This window comes from Polynucleobacter sp. HIN11 (assembly GCF_030297675.1).
GTDB lineage: Bacteria > Pseudomonadota > Gammaproteobacteria > Burkholderiales > Burkholderiaceae > Polynucleobacter.
In genome coordinates, this window is the sequence record NZ_AP028142.1 from 1,282,566 (window position 1) to 1,294,926 (window position 12,361).

Here is a 12,361-nt window from a genome sequence, read left to right on the forward strand (position 1 = left end):
CTAGGTATGCAAAACACCTAAGACTGCTTGCGAGAGTTCGTGCGCGCGCGCATGCGGTAAGGGCAAATAGTACGAACCAATCAGTCGGGCAATATGCCCCCCCTCCTCGCGCGCTTGCGGCGAGGTATCGATCCATAAACTGCGTACCTTGATCTGCGATGCTAGCTTTGCGGATTGCTCAGCATCAACTTGCGCTTGGGTGCGACCTGGTGTGCCGTCGCGTGCAATATTGGCGCGACCATCGGTTAAGAACACCAAGGTGGGGGTCATGCCTTTTTTAAGTGACCCCTTCGCCAGTGCAAAAGCTGTATCAATCGCAAGGGCTAGCGGTGTGCCGCCCCCACCAGGCAGTGACGCTAATGAGCGCTTCGCTCTAACCAGGGAACGAGTTGGACTTAACAACAGTTCTGCTTCGCTTCCCCGAAAACTAATGAGTGCTACCTGATCACGTCGCACATAGCACTCTGCAAGCAGTAACTCCACTGCACCTTTTGCTTCAGCTAAACGATTGATCGCCGCAGAGCCCGAGGCATCGACCACAAACGTGGTGAGTGTTTGATTACGCTGTCGATAGCGTTTTACGCGCAGATCATCCTTACGAATGAGGATTTTTGGCTGAGACGGATTCTGACTACTCTTAAGTTGGGCCTGACGAATCCGCTGCCAGGGTACTGCAGCGCGCAGAGTATCCATCAAACTCAATCGTTGATTACCAGAGGGCATACCGGGCTTTGAGCCCATTGGTCGACCACGCAGATGACTCAATTGACTCGCGCCTGCCTTACCAGCTGAGTGATTTTTTTGGCGTACCAGCGCGAGTTGAGTGAGTCGATCAAGCAGCTCGCGAGGGATCGCTGCCTGTGCGGCTTCTAATACTTGATCTTCAAGAACTTCTGTCTCTTGATTCTGAGATGAAGTCTCCTCTGAATTAGCTTCCTCGTTTTCTTCGGGGTCTGGTTCAGGATTGGACTCATCCTCAGCCTGAGTCTCGTCGGCCATATTAGGTATTTGGGTTGCTTTCGGTAGCAGTACCAGGGTCACCGCGCGCTCAAGATGTTCTTTGCTTAGCTCACTCTCATGCCATTCGAGATCCATCGCGGCCAAGTACCTCGCAGCTCTTGCTGCAAATTGCACCGCGCGCAAGGAAACAATGCCTAACTGCGCCGCAATTCCGACGAGCGCGGCGTATTGTTCATCACTGAGGGTGATTTGCTCTACCCGCCCTTGAATCGATATGCGATCGAGATCAATGAACTCTGCATCGAGTTTGGCATCTGGTAAGTCATGCCATGCGATCGAGTCCAAATCAATATAAAACGCGCAGCGCTCGATCAATTTTGGATTCACACTCTCGTCTTCTTCAATACTTTCATCAAGAGCGATCACTCCCATCGCGCAGGCAATGCGTTCTCCATGACCATCACGCTCAACCTGAATGGCGCCATGATCGAGGGCGGCTGCAATACGGGCCACTGTGCCTGCTTCCACTCGCTCAGCCATTGGCAAAATCACGAGGCTTTGATCACAATGACTTAAGAGCCCCGGTCGAAAGATTGGCTTCCCCGAGATGATGGTGGCTTCAATATCCAAACCACCTAGTAAGTTCTCATCTGAGATACCGCTGGGGATCTTCCGTAATGGTGTTGCTAAACCATGATGGCGTGCAAGCTGTTCAAGGGTTTGTAACCAGCGCTCGCGCACAGGTCCGGAGCGCGCATGCACAATCACCCCACCAAATTCATGGGGTGCGAGAGTCATTAACTGCGCAACGTGCAGGCAAGTTAACCAGTAAGGGTTCATGCCTTAAGCAAATAACTCATCAAGTGCCCGTTGCACACGCGTTGCCGAACTGGATTCGTCGAGAGGGTTGCGACGCAAGCGATGTTGTAGGGCAGGCACTGCAATGCGCTTAAGATGATCGCGCGTGACTTTATTTTTCCCATCGAGGGCAGCGACTGCGCGTGAAGCGCGCAACAGCGTGAGTTCGCCGCGCAGGCCATCGGTACCAAGATGCGCGCACAGCGTACTAGCATCGTGTAGCAATTTGTCATCAACCTTAACGCTGGCTAGTTTCTTGCGCGCATTGGCCATCATCTCCCGAATCTTCGCGTCTTCTTTATCCCAGATTTTCATGAAGGCCTCGGGGTTACGCTCAAAGGCATCACGTCGTTTAATGATCTCGACACGGCTGGGCATATCGCTTGGGGTTTTCACCTCCACGGCTAGGCCAAAACGATCTAAGAGTTGGGGGCGCAACTCGCCCTCCTCGGGGTTGCCACTGCCCACCAATACAAAGCGAGCAGGATGGCGCACACTCAAGCCTTCGCGCTCCACCACATTTTGTCCCGAAGCAGCGACATCAATGAGTAGATCAACTAAGTGATCATCCAACAAATTAACCTCATCAATGTATAAGAATCCGCGATTAGCTTTCGCTAACAAGCCGGGCTCAAAGGCTTTCTCACCAAGTGTTAAAGCTTTCTCGATATCCAACGCACCCAGTACACGATCCTCAGTCGCGCCCAAGGGAAGATCAACCACTGGAACGGGGCGCAGCTCCGTTTTGGGTTTGGTTTTTGCTCCCGAACTGCAAATAGCACATAGGCCTGCCATCGCTTTGGGATCGCATCCATACGCGCAGTCTTTCACAACGGTCATGGTGGGTAAGAGTGATGCGAGACCTCGAACCGCAGTTGACTTCCCGGTGCCGCGATCTCCCATCACCAGTACACCGCCAATACTAGGCTCTAATGCAGCTACCAAAATAGCAAGCTTCATATCCTCTTGGCCCACAATGGCTGAGAAGGGGTAGTTACGGGTCATGCAAGCGCTCCTTGAATAAACTTTATTGGTTTGTTGCCAAATTAAGGTTAAATATAAGGCATCTAACGGGCAATGAGCCCATTTAAGGAAAAACGATGAGCGATAAGACCCCAAAGAGCATTAAAAGCGTTGAAGAGCGCATCGAGTCTTGGTTTATTCCAACGGGCAATCTTTTTGTTTCCTTATTTCATCGAATTGCCCTCTTTGCAATTGGCGCGGCCACCGTATGGGCCGCTGGGATGAGCTTTCTGGAAATGATGCATAAGCCCTATGCCTCAGTTCAAGATTTACTCCTTCTATTTATTTACCTAGAAATTGGTGCAATGGTGGGCATTTACTTTAAGACCAATCACATGCCCGTGCGCTTCTTGATTTACATTGCCATTACTGCCGTCACGCGGCTGATCATCGATCTGGTTGGCACCAAGCATGAGGCGGACATGGGCATCTTGCTAATGGGCCTTACCATTTTCGTCTTAGCACTCGCCAATGCATTAGTGCGTTATGCCTCCAATAAATTTCCCAGTAAAACTGATCATCCGGGTGGTGATTAAACGTGAGTCCTGCAGAACAACAAACCCGGATTGATTTAGCAGCCTGTTACCGTTTGTGTGCATTTGAGGGCTGGGATGATTTGATCTATACCCACATCTCAGCAACGGTTCCCAATGAACCTAATCACTATCTCATCAATCCGTTTGGCTATCAGTTTGATGAAATCACCGCATCGAATTTGGTAAAGGTCAATACCCAAGGTGAGATTGTGGATCCCAACTCACCCTACCGCGTTAATCCCACCGGCTTTGCGATTCATGGGGCAGTGCATCGCGCCCGCCCCGATGCGAACTGCGTGATGCATTTACATAACACCGCTGGGATTGCGGTATCCGCTCAGGAGAACGGTTTATTACCACTCTCGCAGCATGCCATGCGCTTTATGGGACATCTGGGATACCACGATTACGAAGGTGTTGCTCTCACCGAATCCGAAGGAAAGCGCCTTACTGAATCCCTTGGTAAACACCCTGCCATGCTATTGCGTAACCACGGCACACTCACCGTAGGTCGCACGATCGGCGAAGCCTATGTGGTGATGGCCACTCTGATTAAAGCGTGTGAGATTCAGATTGCTGCACTCTCGAGTCCACAATTGCATCTGCCCAAGCAAAGTGTGATCCAGAAAGCCGCCGATGAGTTACATGATGGCGGCGCCGAAGAAGGAATACTAGAGTGGCCCGCCCTACTACGAATGCTCGATCGCTTTGATGAGAGCTATAAAGATTAATTAACTAAATCACGAACAAGGAGTTGATATGCCCACATTCAATGTGCAAATGTTTGAAGGAAGAACAGTCGAGCAAAAACGCAAATTTGTTGCTGAGGTAACTCGTGTCACCTGCGAAACCTTAGGATGCAGCCCTGGATCGGTTGACATCATCATCACCGATGTGAAGAAAGAAGACTGGGCTACCGGTGGGAAGCTGTGGTGTGATGCGGATTAGGCATGAATCGCAATACGCAAGCCAAGCGCTTGCACCACTCGATATACCGTATCGAATCGAGGCTTCGAGCGAGGGCGCAGAGCCTTATAGAGTGCCTCACGTGTTAGGCCGCTAGACTCTGAAATAGCTGTCATCCCCTTTGCGCGAGCAATATGTCCAAGGGCAGCCGCCAATTCTGCATCATCACCCTCAGCTATTACTTGGTTTAAATACTCCGTAATTGCCCGTTTATTTTTTAGCAATCGAACAATATCAAACTCACGAATTTCTTGCTGTTTATTTTTATGAATCTTTTTCATCATTCATTAATTCCTTAATCATCTGCTTTGACTTCTTGATATCAGCCTTTTGACTATCTTTTGTACCACCATAAAGCATCAAAATGCTTGGCTCGATATCTTGATAAAAATACATTCTCCAGCCGTTACCAAAAAATTCTCTCATTTCAAATAAGTATTGAGCTAATTTTTTAATATCACCCAAGTTCCCACGTCGAACTCTTTCTAGCCTTCTTGCAAGGCGAATTTGTACTGAAAAGTCCTTGATGCCAGAAAACCATTTGCGGAAAGTCATTGTTTCATACACTTTTATCATGCATGAATTTTATAAGACATATTGTAATCGAACGGATACAGTATAGCAACTACCTTACGGTACTCAGGGAATTACTTTTAGAACTTTTTACCTAATGGTGTTGATTTTTCTCTAAGAAAAACTCTGCCTGCGCCAGAGCTTCTTCCGCATCAAGTCCTACGATATCGGCTGCAATACCTTGTCTTAATTCGGGCCGGGCAATGAAAATTGGACCGCCGACCATCACTCCAATTTTTGGATTTAGAGATTCTTCTTTTAGCAGTTGAATGAATCGTTTGAGGGCAGGTATTTGGTCTTCGGTACTTACTGATAAGCCGACCAAGTCGAAGAATTGGGTTTTAATCGCCACAATAATTTCACCTTCACTCGCGGCTAATTCGCCCCACACCTTCCAGCCGCCGCGTCTAAAGAACTCTGACACTATGAATAAACCCAAGGTATGCTGCGATCCAGGTAAGGGCACTAGCATTGCATGCGGCGCTTTTTCATCCGTCCTGGCAAATTCCTGAAACAGTGGGCTGAAGTCATAAATCAATTGCTTAATGCGCCACATCGCAGTAGTGACCTGTGTAAACGTGGCGCGATCCTCTTCCCACATCACACCCAATCGTCTTGCAACAGGTGCTAGTAAGCGAAGATAGATTTCATCGAGCGGTACACCCTGCTCATAGAGTTCTTGTACAAAATCTGCCGCTTTAGTTGCGTCATCTCGCAATACCAACTCCGTTAGCTCATGAACACGGCTCTCATCATTGAGCCGAATACTCATTACGGGAGAGCGATTAGCTTCTGGCGAGCTTGAGTGACTTACAAGTAATCGCGGGATGACATTGGTTTCAATGGTTTGCATGAGCCAATCCAAGTGCTCATCGGGTCTAGCATTTAACCGTAGCGGTCGACTCCCCAAACTAGTCGATAACTGACTAATACGGTGGCTGTGCTGATCGTTAGCTGACTCTTGGGCACACTCTTCCCATTCGTCCTGACTTGGGTTGATGTTCTGGTGCTCCTCAGGCTTTGAAAGTAATTTTGCCCTGAGGAGACTTGCGTAACGCCATAAAGCCATTCACACTCCAATTTTCTTCTGTGGCGCTTTAGGCTAGCCCTGCTGTAATGAAAATTAGGCCTATTTTTGCGTCGATTTGTCTTGTGTCATTTATAGATCGTTCAGAAATTTATCTCCATGAATGTTTACTTTTAAGGGTTAACCCTAGTTTTAGGTGCTAATACAGTTATAAGTGTCAATATAAGTTGACACATTTAGCACAATTCAATATAAAAAGAGGAGTCCCACCCGAGTTAGGCAGCCATGGCCGTTCAATCCAAGTCCAAGAAGGAAGCCGTACCCATTCGTTTGGTATTGGTGACCATGGACACGCACTTAAATAGTGCGGCACGACGCGCCCAATTTCAGCTCCAACGCGCCATTCCAGGCCTGTCCTTGCAGATCCATGCCGCAAGTGAATTTACCGGCAATCCTGAGTTGATTGATAAAGCGGTGCATGACATCGCCCATGGCGATATTGTGCTCGCCACCATGTTATTCATGGAAGATCACTACCTTCCAGTGTTTGAAGCTTTAAAAGCGAAGCGCGATGATTGCGATGCGATGGTCTGCGCCATGTCAGCTGGGGATGTGGTGAAGCTCACCAAGATTGGTAAACTTGATATGAGTAAGCCCGCCAGTGGGCCGATGGCAATCCTCAAGAAACTGCGCCCCAAACCCAAGACCGAGGGCGAGAAGCAAACTAGTTCGGGCGCCAAGCAAATGAAAGTGCTGCGCCTCATTCCGCAAATCCTCAAATGGATTCCGGGGACGGCACAAGACGTGCGGGTGTATTTCTTAACACTGCAGTATTGGTTGGGTGGTTCCGAAGAAAACTTATTCAATCTCTTTAGTTACCTCATCAACCGTTACGCCTCTGGTCCGCGGGAGGTCCTGCGTGGTTTAGCAAAGCCCACCGATCCGGTGGAGTATCCCGATTTGGGTGTTTATCACCCGCGCATGAAAAATCGTCTGAGTGAAAAACTCTCTGACCTTCCTAAAGTAATCTCCGATAACAAACGTCGTGGTCGGGTTGGTCTTTTATTACTGCGCTCCTATTTAGTTTCTGGCAACAGTGGTCACTACGATCCCGTGATTGCTGCATTAGAAGCCCATGGCTTGCAAGTGGTGCCTGCTTTTGCTGCGGGTCTTGATGCGCGCCCTGCCATTGATACCTATTTCATGAAAAACAATCAGGTGACGGTCGATGCGGTGATCTCACTGACCGGCTTCTCCTTAGTTGGTGGCCCAGCGTACAACGATGCCAAGTCGGCTGAAGAGGTACTTGCGAAGCTTGATGTGCCTTACATCGCTGCCCACCCCGTAGAGTTTCAGACGCTCACGCAATGGGGTGGTTCCGATCGTGGTTTGATGCCAGTCGAGAGCACCATCATGGTCGCAATTCCGGAATTGGATGGCGCCACCCAACCCATGGTCTATGGCGGTCGGCCCGGTGCGGCAGGTACGACCTGCACCGGTTGCCATCAACGCTGCACTTTTACCGAAGACCATAATCCACAAGATATGTTCACCTGTGTTGAGCGCACTGCGATGTTAGCTGCACGCACTGCCAAGTTGGTGGATCTGCGCAACTCCGATAAAGCCAATCGCAAACTGGGTCTGGTGATTTTTAACTTTCCGCCTAATGCAGGGCATACGGGCACTGCCGCTTATCTCAACGTTTTTGAGTCTTTGCACCAAACCATGTTGGGACTCAAAGCCGACGGTTATACCCTCACCGTGCCAGAAACCCCTGAAGCCTTACGCAAAGAAATCATTGAAGGCAACGCTCAGCAATATGGCGCAGAAGCCAATGTGCACACCATCATTAGTGCAGATGATCATGTCAAGCGTGAGCGTTGGCTTGGCGAGATTGAAGCGCAATGGGGACCAGCTCCGGGTAAGCAATGGAGTAATGGCTCGGGTATTTTTATTTTGGGTGAGCAATACGGCAACGTCTTAGTGACCGTGCAACCCGGATTCGGATTTGAGGGCGATCCGATGCGCCTACTCTTTGAAAAAGGCTTTGCGCCAACGCATGCGTTCTCTGCGTTTTATCGCTACTTGCGGGAAGACTTTGCTGCCAATGCTGTTCTGCACTTCGGCACCCACGGCGCCCTTGAATTTATGCCGGGTAAGCAAGCAGGCATGAGTGGTTCGTGCTGGCCCGATCGCTTAATTAACGATCTACCCAACTTTTATCTCTATGCATCCAATAATCCTTCGGAAGGTGCTCTTGCCAAACGGCGTGCAGGTGCCACACTCATTAGCTATCTCACACCACCTGTGACCCAGGCGGGGATTTATGCGGGACTTGCCGATCTCAAAACCTCGATTGAGCGCTGGCGTGGTCTCTCGCCCGAGCAGCGTGGCGAGGAAGAGGATCATGATTTGGCCGCTCTCATTCAGGCGCAGGCAGCGCAGATGGATTTGTGTAAAGCGGAACCGCTGTGGGATGTGCGCGATGCGAACTTTATCCAACAGCAAATCACCAAACTCTATGAGCAGATTTTGGAGTTGGAGTACACCTTAATTCCGCATGGCATGCATGTGGTCGGCTCCACCCCCAGTGAATCCGAGCGTGTCGATTTACTAAGCGCCATGGCGATTGGTTCTTTCAGTCAGGCCTTACCAAATTCAGCGATTACGCAATTGGTGCAAGGTAAACCCATTCAAACCATCGTGAATAAGAATAAAGACCTTCAAGAGCTCGCTCGAGAGGAAGCGATTGCGATTTTGGAGAAGCTCCAACACTGGGATCAGCAGATCCAAGAAGAGACCGAGATCCCCAGTATTCTGAAGGCGCTTGATGGTCGCTTTATTCGTCCTGCGCCGGGTGGCGATGTGATGCGTAACCCCGAGGTCCTACCATCGGGGCGCAATTTACACGGCTTTGATCCTTTCCGCATTCCAAGTGCTTTTGCGGTCAAAGATGGCGCCAAGCAAGCCCAGAAGATTTTGCAACGGCATATCGATGATGCAAAAGCCCTCCCTGAATCGATTGCTCTTGTGCTGTGGGGCAGTGACAACCTCAAATCCGAAGGTGGGCAAATTGGTCAGGCCTTAGCACTCTTAGGAGCACTCCCCCGCTTTGATGGCTATGGTCGTTTAGCAGGAGCCACACTCATTCCACTGGCAGAACTCGGACGCCCCCGCATTGATGTCGTGATTACTCTCTCGGGGATCTTTCGTGATCTGATGCCCTTGCAAATTAAGCTCTTAGCTGAAGCAGCCTATCTGGCTGCTGCGGCGGATGAGCCAATCGAGCAAAACTTTGTTCGCAAACACGCGCTCGCTTATATGGCAGAGCACGGCTGTGATTTGGAGACCGCAGCACTGCGAGTCTATGGCAATGCCGATGGTACGTATGGAGCGAATGTGAACCACTTGGTCGAGCACAGTGTGTGGGATGAGGACGATGAACTCGCCGAGACCTATATGCGTCGCAAGGGTTTTGCCTACGGTAAATCCGGTAAACCTGTATGTAATAACGCTCTTCTGAAAAGCGTCTTAGCCGATGTCAGCATGAGTTATCAGAACTTGGAGTCGATGGAACTCGGGGTGACTACCATCGATAACTACTTTGATACCTTAGGTGGTATTACCAAGGCTGTGAAACGCGCCAAGGGGGGTGAAGAGATCCCGGTGTACATCGGTGATCAAACCCAAGGTGAAGGGGTGGTGCGCACGCTCTCCGAACAAGTATCGCTCGAGACCCGTACGCGTATGCTTAATCCCAAATGGTTTGAGGGGATGTTGAAGCACGGTTACGAAGGTGTGCGTCAGATTGAGGTTCACATCACCAATACCATGGGTTGGTCAGCGACTACGGGGCAAGTGCAACCCTGGGTTTATAAGCAACTCACGCAAACCTTTATTTTGGATCCGAAGATGCGGGAGCGCTTAGCGCAATTGAATCCCACCGCGTCCGCACGCATGGCAAACCGTCTCATGGAAGCCTCGAATCGCAACTACTGGCAACCCGATGATGAGATGCGTGCGGCCATGAAGCAAGCGAGTGAAGAACTTGAAGATCGTCTTGAGGGGGTATTTGAGAACCCCACGATGCAACGCGCTGGTTAAGCAAACCCTAAAAATATTGCCAGCGCACGATTAATCGCTAGCATTTCTTCATCCGAAGCACGCCCAATTTCTCCGCCAATCTTGTCTACTGGTATGGTCTGAATTTTGTCCACCATCACCTCTGAACGTTTCTCTAAACCATTCATTGAGGAGGGTTCAATTGGTACCCTAAACAAAGGAGCGTTTCGTAGTTCACTTGATAAAGGCAGCACAGATACCGATGGATGCTGATTAAATAAATCCGATTGAACGATTAATGCGGGTCTTGGTTTGCCATAGGAGCCCGGTGTGACAACCTTTACAAAATCACCTCGCCTCACTTCCAATCCTTGGTATCACGAACCTCATCAAGCCACTCATTGATTTCAGATTCGAGTGGATCATTTTTTAACATTTGCGACTGACGGCGACACTCCTCTGCAAAAGAGGATTGGCGTGTATCTGGAACCCAGATTTGGATAGGACGAAGCCCTGCCGCACGTAATTGCGCCCGGTGTTTTTGGACTCTTAAGTTAGTGGCAACTGGCATTGATTACCTTTTAAATATTAGATTTTCTGTTACATGTAACATTATACTCCAAATATCGTTACATGTAACACAACCATATCCTTATTAAAGGATATGTAGTGGGGTCTTTTTATGAGGAGGATGGAAAAGCTGATCAAGCGCTTGTAGTAAAACGGCCTCGAGTACCAAGTTCGCAGCCGCTAAATTTTCCTTAAGTCGCTCTAGATGCACCGTTTTTGGAATCGCTACCGCATTGGGTTGGCGCAAGACCCAAGCGAGCGCGACTTGTGCTGGAGTCAAGCCAGCCTCTTTAGCAATTGCAATGAGCTTGGGATCATGTATTAACTCTCCGGCTCCCAATGGCGAGTAAGCCATCAATGCCATGCCCCTTTCTTGCATGAGCGGGATCAAATCGTATTCAATGCCACGGCCATTGAGAGCGTAATAGACCTGATTGCATACCGTTTGATAGGGACTGCCGACATTGCGCTCCGCTGCGAGCCAATCATTCACATCTGGCGCATCAAAATTACTGATGCCATAACTACGAATTAGTCCTCGTTCCTGGAGTTTGATCAATCCCTCAAGCGTCGCTTCATAAGAATAAGAGCCTTGCCAATGCAAGAGATAGCAATCCAGATAGTCACACCCCATCCGCCTAATTGAGCGCTCACAAGCCGTGATGGTTCCTTTGGTGCTCGCGTTACTGGGTAATACTTTACTGACAATTTGGAGATGGACACGCGTACTTTTACCAACGCGTTGCAATGCTTTACCAATTAAGGTTTCAGCTTGACCAGAGCCATACATCTCGGCAGTATCAATGAGTTGATAGCCCATCTCAATGGCGGACGCAATCGCATTGATTTCTTGGGCTTCAGAGCGGGCGCTCTCACCCATTTGCCAGGTACCAAGTCCAAGGCGAGTCTGAAACTGAAAACTCATACCACCCTTACATCACAATCTTGGCGTTTTGACGCAGGCGTCGCACGGTCTCAGTGAGGTACTGCTGCACAATCGCTTGACGCAATTGCGGTTTCGACTCTTCAAGGGTCGGGATCTTCATGGCACGCTTATCATCCAAGCGCACAATCACCCAGGCGCTCCCAATCTGAATGGGCTTTTTAGCAAACTCGTTTTTATTGAGAAGGCGCAAGGTTTGCAAGACATTTGCATTCATTTGCGAAGCATTAACCCACCCCACACTACCCCCCTCTTTTTTTGTGGCTGCATCGGCTGAGAACTCACGTGCCAACTGGGCAAACGAATCGCCCTTTTGTAAGCGACTCATGAGAATCATGGCTTCACTCTCTTTAGCGGTCACAATTTGGCTAAAGCGGTACTGCACTTCGCCCCCTGTATCCACAATTAATTTCTTTTGACGCTCGTACTCAGCCTTGAGTTGCTCGTCCGTGATGGGGTTCTTTTGAAAGTGTTGATCAATATAGAGTTGCAATAAGAGAGTTTGCTCAAACTGATCGACCTGTGAAATGAATTCAGGGGATTTCTCAAGACCCTCTTTCTTGGCTTCTTGGACTAGGAGCTCGCGATTAATGAGCTCCTCCTTAATAGCTTGCCGCAGTTCGGGCGAATCTTTTGCTCCCCGTTCGATGGCATTTTTAAGAGCCACATCAAAAATTTGCTGAGTGATTGGAGCGTTGTTGACCGAGGCAACAAAGGCTAATTCTTTTTTTTCAGGATTAGCTAATCCGAAAATTGGATACAGTAACGCTAAAAGAAGAGTGAGACGAATCAGTTTCATCAACCAATTGTACGAAAAAATGCTTTTATGTTGAATGGGTCAGC

13 protein-coding genes are annotated in these 12,361 nt (G+C 49.2%); 4 read left to right on the forward strand and 9 right to left on the reverse strand.

Annotated features, from left to right (window positions below; all coding sequences use genetic code 11):
- Together QUE60_RS06685 and bchI are read right to left on the reverse strand one after the other, a co-directional pair.
- Positions 1–1,800: a magnesium chelatase subunit D gene (locus tag QUE60_RS06685; protein WP_286226482.1), complete on the reverse strand. Its 1,800-nt coding sequence runs from the start codon at positions 1,798–1,800 to the stop codon at positions 1–3.
- A 3-nt stretch (positions 1,801–1,803) separates the two neighbouring features.
- Positions 1,804–2,823: a magnesium chelatase ATPase subunit I gene (gene bchI / locus QUE60_RS06690; protein ID WP_286226483.1), complete on the reverse strand. Its 1,020-nt coding sequence runs from the start codon at positions 2,821–2,823 to the stop codon at positions 1,804–1,806.
- A gap of 95 nt (positions 2,824–2,918) precedes the next feature.
- Between bchI and QUE60_RS06695 the strand changes: the two genes are divergently transcribed.
- From QUE60_RS06695 to QUE60_RS06705, 3 genes are read left to right on the forward strand one after another with little or no spacing between them, the layout of a single operon-like run.
- Positions 2,919–3,377 carry a phosphate-starvation-inducible protein PsiE gene (locus QUE60_RS06695; RefSeq protein ID WP_286223312.1) on the forward strand — a complete coding sequence of 153 codons (459 nt, stop codon included), beginning with the start codon at positions 2,919–2,921 and terminating at the stop codon, positions 3,375–3,377.
- A gap of 2 nt (positions 3,378–3,379) precedes the next feature.
- Complete coding sequence (locus tag QUE60_RS06700; protein ID WP_286223313.1) at positions 3,380–4,108, forward strand: class II aldolase/adducin family protein; 729 nt, start codon at positions 3,380–3,382, stop codon at positions 4,106–4,108.
- Between the two features lie 28 nt (positions 4,109–4,136).
- Positions 4,137–4,325, forward strand: a complete 189-nt coding sequence (locus QUE60_RS06705) for a 4-oxalocrotonate tautomerase (protein ID WP_108508852.1) — start codon at positions 4,137–4,139, stop codon at positions 4,323–4,325.
- On the opposite strand, the gene QUE60_RS06710 is transcribed toward QUE60_RS06705, so the two are convergent.
- The 3 genes from QUE60_RS06710 to QUE60_RS06720 form a co-directional block, all read right to left on the reverse strand.
- Positions 4,322–4,627 carry an addiction module antidote protein gene (locus QUE60_RS06710; RefSeq protein ID WP_286226484.1) on the reverse strand — a complete coding sequence of 102 codons (306 nt, stop codon included), beginning with the start codon at positions 4,625–4,627 and terminating at the stop codon, positions 4,322–4,324. The genes QUE60_RS06705 and QUE60_RS06710 overlap by 4 nt on opposite strands.
- Positions 4,608–4,919, reverse strand: a complete 312-nt coding sequence (locus QUE60_RS06715) for a type II toxin-antitoxin system RelE/ParE family toxin (RefSeq protein ID WP_286226485.1) — start codon at positions 4,917–4,919, stop codon at positions 4,608–4,610. Before QUE60_RS06715 ends, QUE60_RS06710 begins: the two co-directional genes overlap by 20 nt.
- A 91-nt stretch (positions 4,920–5,010) precedes the next feature.
- Positions 5,011–5,985, reverse strand: a complete 975-nt coding sequence (locus QUE60_RS06720; protein ID WP_286226486.1) for a cobalamin B12-binding domain-containing protein — start codon at positions 5,983–5,985, stop codon at positions 5,011–5,013.
- Between the two features lie 243 nt (positions 5,986–6,228).
- On the opposite strand from QUE60_RS06720, the gene QUE60_RS06725 reads away from it, so the two are divergent.
- Positions 6,229–10,047 carry a magnesium chelatase subunit H gene (locus QUE60_RS06725; RefSeq protein ID WP_286226487.1) on the forward strand — a complete coding sequence of 1,273 codons (3,819 nt, stop codon included), beginning with the start codon at positions 6,229–6,231 and terminating at the stop codon, positions 10,045–10,047.
- Here QUE60_RS06725 and QUE60_RS06730 read toward each other — a convergent pair.
- From QUE60_RS06730 to QUE60_RS06745, 4 genes are all read right to left on the reverse strand, one after another.
- Positions 10,044–10,367: a type II toxin-antitoxin system PemK/MazF family toxin gene (locus QUE60_RS06730; protein ID WP_286226488.1), complete on the reverse strand. Its 324-nt coding sequence runs from the start codon at positions 10,365–10,367 to the stop codon at positions 10,044–10,046. The genes QUE60_RS06725 and QUE60_RS06730 overlap by 4 nt on opposite strands.
- On the reverse strand, positions 10,364–10,576 hold the full coding sequence (locus QUE60_RS06735) for an antitoxin MazE family protein (RefSeq protein ID WP_286226489.1): 213 nt from the start codon (positions 10,574–10,576) through the stop codon (positions 10,364–10,366). Before QUE60_RS06735 ends, QUE60_RS06730 begins: the two co-directional genes overlap by 4 nt.
- An 84-nt stretch (positions 10,577–10,660) precedes the next feature.
- Positions 10,661–11,500 (reverse strand): aldo/keto reductase, encoded by an 840-nt coding sequence (locus tag QUE60_RS06740; RefSeq protein ID WP_286226490.1) that lies wholly within the window; start codon positions 11,498–11,500, stop codon positions 10,661–10,663.
- 7 nt (positions 11,501–11,507) lie between these two features.
- Entirely contained in the window at positions 11,508–12,317 is an 810-nt protein-coding gene (locus tag QUE60_RS06745; protein WP_286226491.1) for a peptidylprolyl isomerase, read from the reverse strand.
- Positions 12,318–12,361 lie beyond the last annotated feature (44 nt).